Source organism: Natrarchaeobaculum aegyptiacum (assembly GCF_002156705.1).
Classification (GTDB): Archaea; Halobacteriota; Halobacteria; order Halobacteriales; family Natrialbaceae; genus Natrarchaeobaculum; species Natrarchaeobaculum aegyptiacum.
This window is the reverse complement of sequence record NZ_CP019893.1, coordinates 322,646-337,864: the sequence shown is the minus strand read 5'-3', so window position 1 is coordinate 337,864 and position 15,219 is coordinate 322,646. Positions and strand designations below refer to the sequence as shown.

General features: G+C 65.8%; 14 protein-coding genes. 7 read left to right on the top strand and 7 right to left on the bottom strand.

The window, feature by feature from the left end; all coding sequences use genetic code 11:
• Nucleotides 1-48: 48 nt before the first annotated feature.
• Together B1756_RS01735 and B1756_RS01730 are read right to left on the bottom strand one after the other, a co-directional pair.
• A complete protein-coding gene (locus B1756_RS01735; protein ID WP_086886987.1) occupies nucleotides 49-1,434 on the bottom strand; it encodes a HEAT repeat domain-containing protein in 1,386 nt (461 codons plus the stop codon).
• Nucleotides 1,435-1,581: 147 nt separating this feature from the next.
• Complete coding sequence (locus tag B1756_RS01730; protein WP_086886986.1) at nucleotides 1,582-2,328, bottom strand: protein sorting system archaetidylserine synthase; 747 nt, start codon at nucleotides 2,326-2,328, stop codon at nucleotides 1,582-1,584.
• A gap of 238 nt (nucleotides 2,329-2,566) precedes the next feature.
• On the opposite strand from B1756_RS01730, the gene B1756_RS01725 reads away from it, so the two are divergent.
• Complete coding sequence (locus B1756_RS01725; protein ID WP_086886985.1) at nucleotides 2,567-3,019, top strand: cupredoxin domain-containing protein; 453 nt, start codon at nucleotides 2,567-2,569, stop codon at nucleotides 3,017-3,019.
• Between the two features lie 117 nt (nucleotides 3,020-3,136).
• Nucleotides 3,137-3,934, top strand: a complete 798-nt coding sequence (locus B1756_RS01720; protein ID WP_086886984.1) for an SDR family NAD(P)-dependent oxidoreductase — start codon at nucleotides 3,137-3,139, stop codon at nucleotides 3,932-3,934.
• A gap of 54 nt (nucleotides 3,935-3,988) precedes the next feature.
• Here the strand turns inward: B1756_RS01720 and B1756_RS01715 are convergent, their stop codons facing one another.
• Entirely contained in the window at nucleotides 3,989-4,417 is a 429-nt protein-coding gene (locus B1756_RS01715) for a toxin-antitoxin system TumE family protein (RefSeq protein WP_086886983.1), read from the bottom strand.
• Between the two features lie 6 nt (nucleotides 4,418-4,423).
• Nucleotides 4,424-4,954: a DUF7342 family protein gene (locus tag B1756_RS01710; RefSeq protein ID WP_228434433.1), complete on the bottom strand. Its 531-nt coding sequence runs from the start codon at nucleotides 4,952-4,954 to the stop codon at nucleotides 4,424-4,426.
• A gap of 173 nt (nucleotides 4,955-5,127) precedes the next feature.
• Between B1756_RS01710 and B1756_RS01705 the strand changes: the two genes are divergently transcribed.
• Complete coding sequence (locus B1756_RS01705) at nucleotides 5,128-5,982, top strand: DUF6997 domain-containing protein (protein WP_086886982.1); 855 nt, start codon at nucleotides 5,128-5,130, stop codon at nucleotides 5,980-5,982.
• Between the two features lie 101 nt (nucleotides 5,983-6,083).
• On the opposite strand, the gene B1756_RS01700 is transcribed toward B1756_RS01705, so the two are convergent.
• Complete coding sequence (locus B1756_RS01700; RefSeq protein ID WP_086886981.1) at nucleotides 6,084-6,683, bottom strand: GNAT family N-acetyltransferase; 600 nt, start codon at nucleotides 6,681-6,683, stop codon at nucleotides 6,084-6,086.
• A 26-nt stretch (nucleotides 6,684-6,709) separates the two neighbouring features.
• Entirely contained in the window at nucleotides 6,710-7,606 is an 897-nt protein-coding gene (locus tag B1756_RS01695; RefSeq protein WP_086886980.1) for an MBL fold metallo-hydrolase, read from the bottom strand.
• A gap of 124 nt (nucleotides 7,607-7,730) precedes the next feature.
• Here B1756_RS01695 and B1756_RS01690 point away from each other — a divergent pair, with 124 nt between their 5' ends.
• Both B1756_RS01690 and mutL read left to right on the top strand, forming a co-directional pair.
• A complete protein-coding gene (locus B1756_RS01690; protein ID WP_086886979.1) occupies nucleotides 7,731-8,621 on the top strand; it encodes a dihydrodipicolinate synthase family protein in 891 nt (296 codons plus the stop codon).
• 233 nt (nucleotides 8,622-8,854) lie between these two features.
• Nucleotides 8,855-11,167, top strand: coding sequence for a DNA mismatch repair endonuclease MutL (gene mutL, locus B1756_RS01685; protein ID WP_086886978.1), 2,313 nt, complete (start codon nucleotides 8,855-8,857; stop codon nucleotides 11,165-11,167).
• Between the two features lie 161 nt (nucleotides 11,168-11,328).
• On the opposite strand, the gene B1756_RS01680 is transcribed toward mutL, so the two are convergent.
• The gene (locus tag B1756_RS01680) at nucleotides 11,329-11,973 is read right to left on the bottom strand and encodes a ferredoxin--NADP reductase (protein ID WP_086886977.1); all 645 of its coding nucleotides are present in this window, start codon (nucleotides 11,971-11,973) and stop codon (nucleotides 11,329-11,331) included.
• 298 nt (nucleotides 11,974-12,271) lie between these two features.
• Here B1756_RS01680 and B1756_RS01675 point away from each other — a divergent pair, with 298 nt between their 5' ends.
• Together B1756_RS01675 and B1756_RS01670 are read left to right on the top strand one after the other, a co-directional pair.
• Nucleotides 12,272-14,026, top strand: a complete 1,755-nt coding sequence (locus B1756_RS01675) for a 2-oxoacid:acceptor oxidoreductase subunit alpha (protein ID WP_086886976.1) — start codon at nucleotides 12,272-12,274, stop codon at nucleotides 14,024-14,026.
• Nucleotides 14,026-14,889, top strand: a complete 864-nt coding sequence (locus tag B1756_RS01670; RefSeq protein ID WP_086886975.1) for a 2-oxoacid:ferredoxin oxidoreductase subunit beta — start codon at nucleotides 14,026-14,028, stop codon at nucleotides 14,887-14,889. The genes B1756_RS01675 and B1756_RS01670 overlap by 1 nt, the downstream gene beginning before the upstream one ends.
• The last annotated feature ends 330 nt before the right edge of the window (nucleotides 14,890-15,219 follow it).

The window sequence follows — 15,219 nt, the reverse complement described above, 5'->3', positions numbered from 1 at the left end:
TCAGGACGGGCAGAACGAGGACGCAGGAATCGACGATCGCGATCGGGATCAGGCCGCCGACTCGAGGTCGACGTTCCGGGCTTCGATCTGGACGAGGTAGGCCCGGTCGTCGGCGTAGTCGGCGACGATCTCGAGGGCGTCTGCGGTGCCGATCTGGGTGAGCGCCCACGCGGCACTGGCCCGAACGCGGTCTTCCTCGTCGTCGGCGAGGACGTCCGCGAGCGGGGCGATCGCGCGGGTGTCACCGATCAGCCCGAGCGCGCGGGCTGCCCACGAGCGCACGTCGGGGTCGTCGGCGACGAGCTGGTCGGCGATCGGCTGGACGGCCTCCTCGGCTCCGATTTCGCCGAGCGCGCGCAGCGCCGGTCGCTGGAGGTCGCGGTTCGAGTCGACGTAGTCGAGCAGGGTGTCGACGACCTCCTCGTCGTCGACGCCGATCTTCCCGAGGATCGTCATCGCGGCCGTGTCGCGGCGACCGGCCTTCTGGAGCATGGGGTCGATCGCTTCCTCGGGGGCCAGTCGCTCGAGGGCCTCGAGGCAGTGTTCTTCCATGAAGTCCGAATCGAGGCTGTCGTAGGCGAGCAGGATCTGGTCGACGTTGCCCTCGGCCTCGTGGACCTTGAGGGCGTGCCACTCCGGCGGGAAGTCCTTGACGTGGTCGAGGACGTCGTAGAAGCCCTCCCGGCGGAGTTGTTCGCGAACCTCGAGGTCCGTCCACTCGGTCGACTCGTCGACGCCGGTCTCGAGGTCGTCGGTGGCCTCGAGCAGGCCAGCGATCGTCTCGGCGTCGTCGTCGGCGTCGAGGTCGGCGTCCTCGACGGCAGTCTCGGCGTCCTCGAGGGCCGAATCGAGGCCCTCGGGGACGCTCGCTCCGTCGGCAGGTAGGTCGACGTCGTCGCGAAGTTCGGCAGCCTCGGCAGGCTCGAGACCGTCGGGGACCGACAGGTCGCTCCCGAGGAGGTCGCCGACCTCGGCGAGGAAGTCGTCGACGACGGCGATCAGTTCCTCGTCGCCTTCGATGGTCCAGCGAGCACCCGTGATGGTCGAGCGGACGCCCGAAACCTCGCCGATGACGTCCTCGGCGTAGGGGCCGCGCTGGTCCTCGAGGTCGCTCTCGAGATCGTCGAGGTCGCTCTCGAGGTCGTCGTAGGTCTCCTGGAGTTCCTCCTCGGGAGCTGGTTCGGCCTCCTCCTCGTCTTCGTCCTCGTCGGGTTCCGGCGGCTCTGGCACCTCGATCGACTCGAGGTCAGCGCGAACGTCCTCGAGGTCGGCTTCGACGACGTCAAGGTCGTCTTCCGTTTGGGCGTCCTCGAGTTCCCCTTCGAGCGTCTCGACGTCGCTCTCGACGGATGTGAGGTTCTCACGGATGGTCTCGAGGTCGGCCGGCGGGGTGCCCGACTCGTCTTCGTCACCGTTTGTGTCGTCCTCGCTCATGGGTGGTCCCTCCCTGTGAAGCCAGTTGGACGACGCCGACGCGTGACTCCGTACATACCCGACTGTGGTGTTAGCAGCGTCCTAAGCGTTTCCATGCCGGATCGTCCACTGTTACCAGCCCCACCATGGGGACCGGTAGGCCGCTGTTCAGGTGTTCTCCGCCGTGGTCTCTGCGTCGGTTTCGGCCTCGGTCGCGTCAGCCGCGTCGTCGGGTCGCCAGTAGAACCACGGAGACAGCGTCATGTATGCAAGGCCGAGCACGAGCAGCGCGAACGGGAAGGAACGGTTGGCGAAGGTGGGAACGAGAATCGCGAGAACGTGGACGACGCCCATGATCCCGGCGTCGCGGGCGAGCAGGTCGGGATAGGGGATCGTCGAGACCATGAGGTAACAGAACGCCGCGGTGATCGCGAGGACGAGCCACGGACCTGCCACGCCGGCGAGGATGGCCGCTCCGAGGATCGTCGCCGCGAGTGTCGTCTGGACGCCTTCGGTGTACTCACTCGCCGTATCGTAGGCGGTGTAGAGGCCGAGGCGGGCGACCGCCATCGCGACGAACAGCGCGCAGACGGCCGTCACGAGCAGGAGTTCACCCGTCACCACGTCGAAACCGATTCCGAGGCCGTCGCTGATGACGACGAACGCGAGCACCGCTGGCGCGACGGCGAAAGAGGCCACGTCGGCCAGCGAGTCGAGGTACGGGCCGGCGTCGGTCCCCCCGTAGCGGCGCGCGAGGATGCCGTCGAGTCCGTCCGCGACGGCCGCCAGCAGGATGAGCCGGGCGGCAAGATCGATATCGACGAACGCGACGACGACGGCGACGAACCCCAGAGCGGCGTTCGCGATCGTCACCGCGTCCGCGACGCCGAGCCGACCGACGAACCGCGGGAGCATACTCCCGGATTCGGCGGCCGGCTCTCTTACGTGTTTTCGTTTCGCGGACGCCACCACTCGAGCCGTCGCCAGTGGCGCGGTGCGCATCGTCCGTTTCGAGTGCCGAGACGTCCACTCGAGCCGGCGTGTGACGTGTGTCCGTCCAGCCCAGCTTTCCAGCCCAGTGAGAACCATCTCGAGCGGTTTTATCGTGGAACGAACCACACCCGTTATATCCCGACTCTCCCAAGCGACGCGTATGCACCGGCGTGTGTACCTCGCCGCCGTCGGGTCCGCCACGGCAGCCGGTCTGGCTGGCTGTACCTCCGTCCTCGATAGCTCCAGCAGCGGAAACGGCGACGACCGATTCTGTCACGGCGACGAGTGTGATATCGGGATGAGCAGGATGGAGTTTCTCCCCGAGACCTACGAGGTGACGGTCGGCGAAACCGTCGTCTGGAAGAACACGAGCGCCGCGGATCATACCGTCACTGCTCGCGAGGAGACTCTTCCCGAGGGAGCCGAATACTTCGCCAGCGGTGGCTACGAAGACGAAGAAACCGCGATCGACGCCTGGCACCAGTCCCGCGGCGGCCGCATCGGTCCCCGCGAGACCTACGAACACACTTTCGAGGTTCCCGGTGAGTACGTCTACATCTGCGAACCCCACGTCCACGGCGGCATGGTCGGCACGATCGTCGTCACGGAGTAATTACGGGTCGACGCCGGCCCCTGAGAGCCGGGCCGTCGATACCTCCGCCCGTTTTCGAATCCCGCTGCACGAAGCGAGCGGGAACGTTCATGATAGTTCAGCCTCCAGTAGGAATCGATGCACGTTCCAGACTTCGACGTCGCGGGCCAGACCGCGATCGTCACCGGTGCCAGCCAGGGAATCGGGAAAGCAATCGCAGAGACCCTCGCCGCAAGCGGCGCGAACGTCGTGATCTGTTCGCGCTCGATGGACCGCGTCGGTCCGGTCGCCGAGGCGATCAACGATGCAGACGTAGACGGCGAAGCGCTCGCTCTCGAGTGTAACGTCCGCGAGCGCGATCAGGTTCAAGAGCTCGTCGACGCGACGGTAGAGGAATACGGCGACGTCGACGCCCTCGTGGCCAACGCCGGCGGGGAGTTCGTTGCGCCCTTCGAGGACATCTCCGAGAACGGCTGGAAGACGATCATCGACCTCAACCTCAACAGTACGGTCCACTGCGCCCAGCTCGCCGGCGAGGTGATGCGCGAGGGCGACGGCGGGTCGATCATCACGCTCTCGTCGGTCAACGGTCAGCACGCCGCACCCGGCGAGAGCCACTATAGCGCCGCGAAAGCCGCCATCATCCGACTGACCGAGACGCTCGCGACCGAGTGGGCCAGCGACGGTATCCGCGTCAACTGCGTCGCGCCGGGGCTGATCCAAACTCCCGGCGTCGCCGAGACGCTGGGGATCGACAGCGAGGACATGCCGCCCCGCGAGAAGACCGATCGACGGATCGGCCACCCCGAAGAGATCGCCGACGTCGTCCAGTTCCTCGTCAGCCCTGCGGCCTCGTTCATGAACGGCGAAACGGTCACCGTCAAGGGCGTCCCACGAGCCGGCAACTCGATGGCACAGGACCTCGGCCTCGAGTAACTCGCTCGAGGTGCTGAGAAGAATTGAGGGCGTCACACGGGAAGTTCCTGTAGGTCACTCCGCTGGGGTGTCGTCCCAGACGTCTCCAAGTCGATCGTCGACATCTGAGAGCACGACGGACACGACCTCGAGAACGTCGTCCGGATACGACGCGTCGACGGCGTCGTCGGTCCGGGCACGCGGTGGCTCGTGGTAGTGGTCCCGGTTGTTGTGAGGGTTGGCGTGGCGGTCCCATCGAGCCATCCAGTCTGTGCTGGATCTGACCTCCCGGTACGTGATCGAGAAGTCGCCGTTGGTGTAGACACGACACTCGAGTTCGACGCGACGAACGTCCTCGGGATAGTAGTCGGCGACGAATTCGGCGACGACGGCATCGGGTTTCTCGTACGGAAACACCCGAACTGTGTCGACGATCGAGAGTGAACCGAGCCGCTCGGCGACGATACGTAAGAGCGTCTCGTTCAGCGTCTTTTCGCCACCCATGTCACGTCAGGCTGATGCGGGCGCGTTTCCGTCGGATTCTCGGGACTGTCGTGCCTGCTCGAGTTCATGAATCCGTCTGCGTACCGTTCGCCACTCCTGAAGGTCCTCCCACACCGTCTCGAGATCTGCATAATCGGCGTGCTCGAGCGCGTCGACGTCATCAGGAGCGTCGGCATCGAACTGTTCCTGGTAGTCCCGTTCGCGATCGGTCAGGCTGGCGAGTTCCCGGCGCAACTCCTCGGCCGGTTTTGCCCGCAGTCGCTGCACACGTCGCCACTCGAAGTACGCCTCGTTTCGCCGGAACAGGTCGGGTGACTCCGCCTCGAGGGTGACGAGCCCGATTTCGGCGAACCACCGGAGGTACTCTCGAGCGGTTTCGGGCGAGACGTCCGCTCGTTCTGCGACGGTCCTCACGCGCGTCGGCACGTGCAACTGAATCGCAACCGCGTACACGCGCTCTCTCGTCGACAGGTTCTCGCTCTGGGCCGCCCACTCCTTGGTCAGGTCGGGCCGGTCCGGTGGCTGTTCTGAGTCCATTACTACCGACTCTATCGAGCTACAACTGAATATATTTTGTGTATGCATATATTATTCTGCGATCGCTGCACTCCATTGTGCCACTGATGGCGGGTGGCCGACGCCGCTGCCCCATCGAGATTCGGATCCGGGCGATTCGCCTCGAGCCAGAGATGTCAAGTAGTCCTCGGCGAATGCCAACGCGAGCGATGGTGTTCGAACCCGCACTGGCCGACCTGTCGCGGTCTGATCGCCCGCTTTTCGGCCCTGTGTCCTTTCGCGACTACGTCGAGGGCCACGACCTCGAGGCCACGCCACGGACGCCGCGGTACATCTCGGTCGACGCGCTCGCGGACCTCGCACCGGAACTCCGCGAGGCCGGAGTCATGGTGTTGCGCGCCGGGTCGGCACTCGAGGGGACGGGGACGGCGTTCGTGCTCGTCGAGGGCGACGACGGTGCTGACGAGTTCTTCCTCCGCGACGAGGTGACCTTCGCCGACCTGCCTGTCGAGCGATTCTCGAGCCCGGTCGACGACGACCAGCTGGTCAGCTTCCGGTCGCTGCCACGGCTCTCGGAGACCTCGCTCGTCAACCTCGCGCTGGCGTCGGGCCTGCTCGCGGACGCTCTCGAGCTCGATACCACCGGCGCGCTTCCACCGCCAGCGACCGGCCGGTCGACATTCACGTTCCCGTTTCGGCCCCACAGCGCGCTCGAGGAGCCGATCACCCACCGGAACGGGCAGGTCGAGATCGACACGCTGTTCGTCGATCGCCGGGAAAGCAAGCGGACGCTGTTCGTCCTCGAGGCGAAGACGGGCGACCGCGCGTCGCTCGCGAAACACAAACTCGTCTATCCGGTACTCGCACTCGCAGCAAGCGTGCCGCCGGACGTCGAGATCGTCCCCGTCTACCTGCGCTGTCGCCAGCGGGGCGAGCGGGTGATCTTCGACGTGGCCGAGTGCACGCTCGAGGACCCCCGCGAATCCCTGCCGGGTATCGACGACCTCGCGGTGTGTCGTTCGAAGGTGCTTGAGATGGGGCTCGAGTAACAGGCCTCCGTATCGTGAGTACGGCTCGGCTACGCGAGAGAACTCACTCTGGATAGACAGTTGCTCCCACGCTCTTACTCCTGACCGACGGATTGACAGCGTTATCCGTCGAGTCTCGCCGTTCCAGCCTCGAGCGCTCGTGCCAGTGCTGGCGAGCCGACGAGGTCGGGAAGCGGCGTCGGTGGGTCCGGATCGTCGCCGCAGGGTGCGACCTGTCGGAACCACCACCGGACGTCGTGCCACTCGCCGTCCTTGTAGCCGACGTTCTGGAAGGTGGCGACCGGTTCGAATCCCACCCGCTCGTGTAACCGGACACTCGCCGGGTTCGGCAGCGTCATCACCGCGTAGGCGTTCCGGTACCCCTGCAGTTGCAGAACCTCGAGCAGCGACGTATACAGTGCCGTCCCGATCCCCCCGTTTCGGACGTCTTCGGCGACGTAGACCGACAGCTCGACCGTCCACCCGAACGCCCCGTAGGAGCGAAGCGAACTCGCCGCCGCGTATCCCAGAATCGTCCCGTCCGCTGTCTCGCAGACCAGCCACGGGAACCGCTCGAGCGTCGTCTCGATCCGTTCGGCCATCTCCGCCATAGACGGCGCCTCGAGTTCGAACGAGACTGGCGTCGACTCGACGAACGGCGCGTAGATCGCCCGGACTGTCTCGGCGTCCGCCGGTCTGGCGAGACGAATTCGTGGGCTCATGGCTTCGGCTTCCACTCTCGACCCACCTACACCTCGATACCGTGGGACAGCAGGAACCCCTTCGTGACGAGTTCGGCCTGAAACGCCTCGAGTCGCTCGTCGTAGGGCGGGGCAGTGTCGACGAGTTCGTCTGCAGCGACCTCAATCGTCTCTGCGACCGAACCGGTCTCCTCGTAGATCTCGAGCACCCGTCGGTCGAACGTCTCGAGCGTCTCTTCGGCCGTCTCGAACGCGTCGTCTGGGTTGCGGGGCCAGACCCCGAAGTGGGGGAAGACAATCGTTTCGGGCTCGAGCGCCCGCAGGGTAGAGATGGCCTCGTGGACGTCGTCGACGTCGAAGTTCGGAGGTGATCCGGGGGCGAGCAATCGGTCTGCAGGCTCGAGGTAGAGTCCGATACACTCTGCGGCGAACAGCAGGTCGCGTTCGGGATTCCACACCGCGAGATGGTCGGGAGAGTGTCCCGGCGCGTGGATCAACTCGAGGCTGTTCGCGCCGATCTCGAGGGTGATACCCGAGTCGGGGACGGTGACGATCCGTTCTTCGGGGACCGGTTCCTGTTCGCCCATCGCCTCGAAGTGCTCGCCCATCGCACGACGGCTGCTCTCGACCAGCGCTGCTGGATCCTCGAGATGCGAGGCGGTCAACTCGTGGATGTAGACGTCTGCATCGGGGGCAGCCTCGAGGATAGTGCTGGCCCCGCCGGCGTGGTCGGTGTGGACGTGCGAGCAGATCACGTGCTCGAGCGAGTCCGGCGCGACACCACAGTCGCGAATTCCCTCGAGGACGGCGTCTGCGGTCGCGGGAGCGCCGGTGTCGACGAGCGTGGGTTCCTCGTCGTCGAACAGGTAGACCGCGGTGAATCCCTCGTCCAGCAGTCCGGTGTCGATGCCGTACACGCCGTCTGCGACCTCGAACGTCGCCATGGCGGTTCTTTCGTGCTCGAGGGAAAAAGAAAACCGATCCCGGGATGTCGACGCTTCGCCTGGTTGCTGACCGCTCTCCACCCGACCAGAGACGTTTTGCCCAACCCGAACAGATCCAACAGGTATGACGCTCACGGACGCCCTCGAGGGGATCACCACGCCGCTGGTCACGCCGTTCGATCCCGAAACGGACGCAGTCGACGAACGGGCGCTCGAGCGACTGGTAGACCACCTGCTCGCAAACGACGTCGACGGCCTGTTCCCCTGCGGGACGACCGGCGAGTTCGCGAGCCTCGCGCCCGAGGAACGCCGGCTGGTACACGAGGTCGTCGTCGACCGGGCCGATGGCGCAATCCCGGTGCTGGCGGGCGCGGCGGCGACGTCGGTGTCGGAGGCAGTCGCCTACGCCGAACACGCCGCCGGGATCGGTGCAGACGCGGCGGTCGTCACCGAGCCCTACTTCCACGGACCGAACGACTCAGAGGGGAATCGCCGATTCCTCGAGCAAGTTGCCGACCAGTCGCCGCTGCCGGTCCTGCTGTACAACATCCCACCGTGTACGGGCGGCTCGCTCGCCCTCGAGACCGTTTCAGCGCTGGCCGATCACGAGAACGTCGTCGGGATCAAAGACTCGAGTGGCGACCTCACCTACATGCTTTCGATCGTCCGCGAATCACCCGACGACTTCCTCGTGCTCCAGGGATACGACGCGTTGCTCGTCCCGGCGCTGCGGATGGGCGTCGACGGCGGGTTGAACGCGGGGTCGAACGTCGCTCCTGCAACGTACCGTGAACTGTACGAGCGTGCGGACGAGGACCACGGTGCGTCGATTCAGAACGCCATCGCACCGCTGTTCGACGCCTGCGCAGAGTACGGGTTCGCGCCGGCGACCAAGACCGCGCTTGCCCATCGCGGCGTGATCCCGTCGGACGTCGTCCGCTCCCCGCTCGTTCCGGTCCCCGACGACGCCCACGAGGACATCGAGGCGGGCGTCGACGCGCTGCTCGAGGGCTGAGACCCGGTTGGCTGCCGTCATGCCCGCCGGTCAGGAGAGCACACGCAAGGACTTTGCCGGTTCATACACCTACAGCAATCAGTGAGTCCGATTCGAGCGTCGACGCACGTGACGGAGAATCGCTGGCGGAGTGCGTCCGAGCGGCGACGACATTCGAGGACTCAGGCCGTGCTCGAACTGACGGAATCGGGCACTCGAGGGCGGTGTAAGCACACAGCGACGAGGCCACAATCATGACAGCGGAGACGACGATTCACGAGCTAGACGAGGATACCGTCGCGCGCATCGCGGCGGGGGAGGTGGTCGAACGACCGGCGAGTGCGGTCAAGGAACTCGTCGAGAACAGTCTCGACGCCGACGCGAGCCGGATCGAGGTGACGATCGAGGCCGGCGGCACCGACCTGATCCGCGTCGCCGACGACGGCTACGGGATGACCGAGGCCGACCTCCGGGCCGCGGTCCGCCAGCACACCACGAGCAAGATCGACGGCCTCGAGGACCTCGAGTCAGGCGTAGCCACGCTGGGATTCCGCGGGGAGGCCTTGCACACGATCGGCTCGGTTTCCCGGCTGACGATCCGCTCGCGGCCGCGCGCGGACTCGAGTACGGCCGGGTCAGAAGCGAGTGACGTCGGCACGGAACTCGTCTACGAGGGGGGTGACGTCGTCTCGGTCGAACCTGCAGGCTGTCCCGAGGGGACCGTCGTCGAGGTCGCAGACCTCTTCTACAACACGCCCGCGCGCAGGAAATTCCTCAAGACGACCGCGACGGAGTTCGCCCACGTCAATCGCGTCGTCACCCGCTACGCGCTGGCGAACCCGGAGGTCGCGGTCTCGCTCACCCACGACGGCCGCGAGGTGTTCGCGACGACCGGGCAGGGCGATCTCCAGGGAGCGGTGCTCTCGGTCTACGGCCGCGACGTCGCCTCCTCGATGATCCCCGTCGAGGCCGACGCCGACGAACTTCCACCCGGCCCCCTCGAGTCCGTCTCCGGACTGGTCTCTCACCCCGAGACGAACCGCTCGAGTCGAGAGTACCTCTCGACGTACGTCAACGGTCGCGCGGTCACCTCGGACGCGATCCGCGAGGGGATCATGGGTGCCTACGGGACCCAGCTTGGCGGCGACCGGTATCCGTTCGTCACGCTCTTCCTCGCGGTGCCCGGTGACGCCGTCGACGTGAACGTCCACCCGCGAAAGCGCGAGGTCCGGTTCGACGACGACGATGCGGTCCGCCGGCAGGTCGACGCTGCCGTCGAGGCCGCGCTGCTCGAGCACGGACTCTTGCGCTCGCGCGCCCCGCGCGGTCGATCCGCGCCCGACGAGGCCCGCCTTCGCGGTGAGCAGTCACAGGTGACGGACCGCGCGGCGGACGAGACGCGAGCGACGGCCGCTCGAGACGCCAGCGGCGATTCCGAGGCTGGCGACACCAGTCACCCGGGGGACGGTGCTGGGTCCGAGGTCACGACCGAATCTGCCACCAGCTCAGCTATCGACTCCGCTGGTGACCCCGCTCCCCAATCCACCACCGAACCCACAACCGACTCCGTTCACCGACCGGACGGAACAGACGGATCGACCACCCCATCCGGACCCTCCTCAGACGACGACGGAGACCGACGCGTCGACGACGCCGATCGAATCGAGGCCGACAGCGCATCCTCGAGTCCACCTGTCCACGACGATGGGGACGCCTCGAGCGCGCTGGCTGCGGATAGCGTCGACTCGCCATCCGCCGCTGGGTCTGCTGTCGACGTTGACAGTGATTCGGACTCGAGCGCCACATCTGGCTCGAGTGCAGCCGCTGGAACGGGCTCTGAACCAGCCGACAGCGGTGTGGCAAGCGGCTCCGCGGCCGGGGACGGGCGCAAATTCTCCGGAGAGGTCGACCAGCAGACCCTCGAGGGCGAGTCGGCGACCGGCGAGGAGGCCGAATTCGACTCCCTGCCACCGCTGCGGGTGCTCGGCCAGCTTCACGACACCTACGTCGTCTGCGAAGGGCCGGACGGTCTCGTGTTGATCGACCAGCACGCCGCCGACGAACGGGTCAACTACGAGCGACTCAGGGACGCGTTCGCCGACGACCCACCGGCACAGGCGCTGGCCTCGCCCGTCGACCTCGAGCTCACCGCCGCCGAAGCCGAGACCTTCGAGGTCTACCGCGAGGCTCTCGCCCGACTGGGATTCTACGCCGACCGGAGCGACGACCGGACAGTCACCGTGACGACCGTCCCCGCGGTCTTCGACGAGACGCTCGCGCCCGAGCGTATCCGCGACGTCCTCACCGCCATCGTCGACGGCGACCGCGAAGCCGGTGCCGAAACCGTCGACGCCCTCGCCGACGAGTTCCTCGGCGACCTCGCCTGTTACCCCTCGATCACCGGTAATACCTCGCTCACCGAGGGCTCCGTGATCGACCTGCTCTCCGAACTCGACGCCTGTGAAAACCCCTACGCCTGCCCCCACGGCCGGCCGGTCGTGCTCGAGGTCGACCGCGAAGAGATCGAAACCCGGTTCGAGCGCGACTATCCCGGCCACGGCGGCTAGTCGTTCTTTCTGTCGTTCTGGAAACCGTCTCGAGTAGCGGTCCCACCGAGTACACTCGAACGGACCGGGGCTTTTCGAGGGAGTCGTACTCGAGTCTCCGTGCGAGGAGTGGCCGAGAACAGCGTCACTGCCAAAATAGATTCACCAGTCGAGGGAACCGACTAGCCGAAGTTTTCGATGTGTGCCGCGTCGGCGTCGCCACCTGCCTCCTCGATTGCGTCGGCGACGAACGTGACGAAGTCCGAAAAGCCGAAGGCGTAGATCTCGCCGTCGTCGACGTGGGTCTCGATCGCGTCCGCGAGGGCTTCGTCCGCGTCGGCATCGAGCACGGTAACCGCAGCCCCCGCTGCCTCGAGCGCGTCGAGTCGCTCGCGGTGAGCCGGGGCGTCGTCCTGATAGACGACAGCGGCGTCGTGGCCTGCGTCGTGGGCGGCTTCGGCGATGGCGACTGCAGGGCCGATGCCGGGGCCGCCGGCGACGGCGACGACGTCGGAGTCGCCCTCGTAGGTGATCGTGCCGTACGGGCCCTCGACGTGGACGGTCTCGCCCCCCTCGAGGTCGGCGAGCCACGGGGAGAGGTCGCCGTCGGGGTCGACGCCGACGGTGAGTTCGAAGGTCTCGTCGACAGACGGTGAGGAGAGCGTGTAGTGACGAGCCACCGCCTCGTCGACGCCCCCGGGTTCGGCCCGCAGGAGGACGAACTGCCCGGGGAGGGCGTCGAAGTCCTCGGGAGTCTCGAGTGCGAGTGCGACGGTGTCCGGGCCGACGTCGGTGACGGCGTCGACGGTGACGGGTGTGCCTTCCATGCCCCGGCATATGGCGGCCGCGCGAAAAGTGGTTTCGTTGTCCCGACGTGTGGGCTCGCTCGAGATTCGTCGATCGTCTCCTCGAGAATACATGTTGTATGCTAACTGTGGTCGTCCCGGGGGATTGTTTTTTCCACCGTGGGTCGACGATCACGAACTCGTCCTCCAAGCTCGTCGACAATCTCAGGATTTAGTATGAAAAATGCTTACAAATACTGGTCAATCGACCGAGACGGCGTCCGTTCGGTGAGGCTTTCAGAAGCCTTTTCATTTGTGGGGGGGCAAGTTTCGCCCTAATATGGCTGAGGACTTCAACTGGGCGATCGGAGGCGAGGCCGGGGACGGTATCGACTCCACCGGGAAGATCTTCGCGCAGGCACTATCCAGAGCCGGACGACACGTATTCACGTCGAAAGACTTCGCGTCGCGAATCCGCGGCGGCTACACAGCCTACAAGATCCGGACCGCGGTCGACTCCGTCGACAGCGTCGTCGACCGACTGGACGTGCTCGTCGCGCTCACCCAGCGGACGATCGACGAGAATCTCGACGAGCTCCACGAGGGAAGCGCCATCATCTACGACGGCGAGCGCTCGTGGGAAGCCGAGATCCCCGAGGAGATGACGGCCGTCGACGTCCCGCTCAACTCCCTCGCGGAGGAAGCCGGTGGCTCGATCATGCGCAACGTCGTCGCACTCGGCGCTGCGTGTGCCATCGCGAACTTCGACGTCGAGTACTTAGACGAAGCCCTCGAGAAGCGTTTCGGCGGCAAGGGCTCGAAGATCGTCGAGAACAACAAGGAAGCAGCCCGACTCGGTGAGGAGTACGTCGAGGAGAACTACGACTTAGATCACCTCGGCTACGACCTCGAGACGACCGACGAAGATTACGTCCTGCTGAACGGCAACGAGGCGCTCGGGATGGGCGCACTCGCCGCCGGCTGTCGATTCTACGCGGGGTATCCGATTACGCCCGCGACCTCCATCATGGAGTACCTGACCGGCCGCATCGAGCAGTACGGCGGCCACGTCGTGCAGGCCGAAGACGAACTGTCGGCGATCAATATGGCACTCGGTGGCGCTCGCGCGGGTGCGCGATCGATGACGGCGACCTCGGGTGCCGGGATCGACCTGATGACCGAGACGTTCGGACTCGTCGCGACCAGCGAGACGCCGCTCGTCATCGTCGACGTCCAGCGCTCCGGTCCCTCGACCGGGATGCCGACCAAGCAAGAACAGGGCGACCTCAACATGGCGCTGTACGGCGGCCACGGCGAGGTTCCACGGTTCGTCGTCGCGCCGACGACGATCGACGAGTGCTTCTGGAAGGCGATCGAGGCGTTCAATCTCGCAGAGAAGTACCAGACGCCGGTGTTCCTCATCTCCGACCTCGCGATGTCGGTCACCGAGCAGACGTTCCCGCCGGAAACCTTCGACATGGACGCCGTCGAGATCGACCGCGGCAAACTCGTCGACCAGGACGAGGTCGACGAGTGGCTCGACGAGCAGGGCCGCTTCCGCGCCCACGCCGACACCGACGACGGCGTCAGCCCACGTGCCATCCCCGGTACGATCGACGGCGCGCACATGTCCACCGGTCTCGAGCACGACGAACTCGGCCGCCGAACCGAAGACCAGGACGAGCGCGTCCAGCAGGTCGACAAGCGCTACCGCAAGGTCGAGACTGCCCGGAACGAAGAGGACTGGGCCTACCGTGAGTTCGGCAACCCCGACGCCGACGACCTCGTCATCTCGTGGGGGTCGAACGAGGGCGCCCTCGTCGAGGCCCTCGAGTACTTAGAGGACGACGGGATCGACGTGCGCGTCATCTCGGTGCCGTATATCTTCCCGCGGCCTGACCTCTCCGAAGAGATCGAGGCAGCCGAAGACGTGATCGTCGTCGAGTGTAACGCGACCGGCCAGTTTGCCGACCTGCTCGAGCACGACACGCTCACGCGCGTCAAGCGTATCAACAAGTACACGGGCGTTCGCTTCAAGGCGGACGAACTCGCAGAAGAGATCACCGAACAACTCTCCGCGGAGGTGCCAGCATAATGAGCTCCGACGTTCGATTCACCGACTTCAAATCCGACAAGCAGCCGACCTGGTGTCCCGGATGCGGCGACTTCGGGACGATGAACGGCATGATGAAAGCCCTCGCCGAAACCGGCAACGACCCCGACAACACGTTCGTGGTGGCCGGCATCGGCTGTTCCGGTAAGATCGGGACCTACATGCACAGCTACGCCCTCCACGGGGTTCACGGCCGTGCGCTCCCGGTCGGGACCGGCGTCAAGATGGCCCGCCCCGACATCGAAGTGATGGTCGCCGGCGGCGACGGTGACGGCTACTCGATCGGCGCCGGCCACTTCGTCCACGCCGTTCGTCGCAACGTTGACATGACCTACGTCGTCATGGACAACCGCATCTACGGCCTCACCAAGGGTCAGGCCTCCCCGACCTCGCGATCGGACTTCGAGACCTCGACGACGCCAGAGGGGCCGAAACAGCCCCCGGTCAACCCGCTCGCGCTCGCACTCGCCTCCGGCGCCTCCTTCATCGCCCAGTCGTTCGCTTCCGACGCCCTGCGCCACCAGGAAATCGTCCAGCAGGCCATCGAACACGACGGCTTCGGCTTCGTCAACGTCTTCAGCCCGTGTGTCACGTTCAACGACGTCGACACCTACGACTACTTCCGCGACAACCTCGTCGACCTGGACGAGGAGGGCCACGACCCGAGTGACTACGAGGCCGCAAAGAAGGTCATCCTCGACAGCGACAAGGAGTACCAGGGCGTGATGTACCAGGACGACCAGTCCGTCCCGTACCACGAACAACACGGCGTCACCGAGGACATGTCCGACATTCCGGACGGCGCGCCCGAGGACGCGATGGACCTCGTTCGCGAGTTCTACTGACGGCCCGGTTCGATTCGATTTCGCTTTCTGTCCCCGACTCGAGTCCTCGAGCGATGCGTTTCCCCGTAATTCGCACCCTGCGTCGTCGACCGAACTGACTCGAGCGCATCGAGTGCGACGACGCTGAACGCGCCCGCGAGAATGGGCGAGCTCGCCAGTTCATCGTCGACGTCGTTTCGCCGATCGAACGCGACCACGTGCGACGCGGCGAGCCAATTCCATAGGGATGGTTACGCGCTCACCGTGGCGCGGTCCGTGTTCACGGGCAATCCTAGCTCGCCGGTGGCGAATATGCTCGCCGCTCCTGTTTTCCTCGTTTTCGAACGCCCA

Excerpts from the sequence above, each read along its gene's own strand:
- B1756_RS01735 (WP_086886987.1), bottom strand. The coding sequence starts at position 1,434 with ATGAGCGAGGACGACACAAACGGTGACGAAGACGAGTCGGGCACCCCG.
- B1756_RS01730 (WP_086886986.1), bottom strand. The coding sequence starts at position 2,328 with ATGCTCCCGCGGTTCGTCGGTCGGCTCGGCGTCGCGGACGCGGTGACG.
- B1756_RS01725 (WP_086886985.1), top strand. The coding sequence starts at position 2,567 with ATGCACCGGCGTGTGTACCTCGCCGCCGTCGGGTCCGCCACGGCAGCC.
- B1756_RS01720 (WP_086886984.1), top strand. The coding sequence starts at position 3,137 with ATGCACGTTCCAGACTTCGACGTCGCGGGCCAGACCGCGATCGTCACC.
- B1756_RS01715 (WP_086886983.1), bottom strand. The coding sequence starts at position 4,417 with ATGGGTGGCGAAAAGACGCTGAACGAGACGCTCTTACGTATCGTCGCC.
- B1756_RS01710 (WP_228434433.1), bottom strand. The coding sequence starts at position 4,954 with ATGGACTCAGAACAGCCACCGGACCGGCCCGACCTGACCAAGGAGTGG.
- B1756_RS01705 (WP_086886982.1), top strand. The coding sequence starts at position 5,128 with ATGCCAACGCGAGCGATGGTGTTCGAACCCGCACTGGCCGACCTGTCG.
- B1756_RS01700 (WP_086886981.1), bottom strand. The coding sequence starts at position 6,683 with ATGAGCCCACGAATTCGTCTCGCCAGACCGGCGGACGCCGAGACAGTC.
- B1756_RS01695 (WP_086886980.1), bottom strand. The coding sequence starts at position 7,606 with ATGGCGACGTTCGAGGTCGCAGACGGCGTGTACGGCATCGACACCGGA.
- B1756_RS01690 (WP_086886979.1), top strand. The coding sequence starts at position 7,731 with ATGACGCTCACGGACGCCCTCGAGGGGATCACCACGCCGCTGGTCACG.
- mutL (WP_086886978.1), top strand. The coding sequence starts at position 8,855 with ATGACAGCGGAGACGACGATTCACGAGCTAGACGAGGATACCGTCGCG.
- B1756_RS01680 (WP_086886977.1), bottom strand. The coding sequence starts at position 11,973 with ATGGAAGGCACACCCGTCACCGTCGACGCCGTCACCGACGTCGGCCCG.
- B1756_RS01675 (WP_086886976.1), top strand. The coding sequence starts at position 12,272 with ATGGCTGAGGACTTCAACTGGGCGATCGGAGGCGAGGCCGGGGACGGT.
- B1756_RS01670 (WP_086886975.1), top strand. The coding sequence starts at position 14,026 with ATGAGCTCCGACGTTCGATTCACCGACTTCAAATCCGACAAGCAGCCG.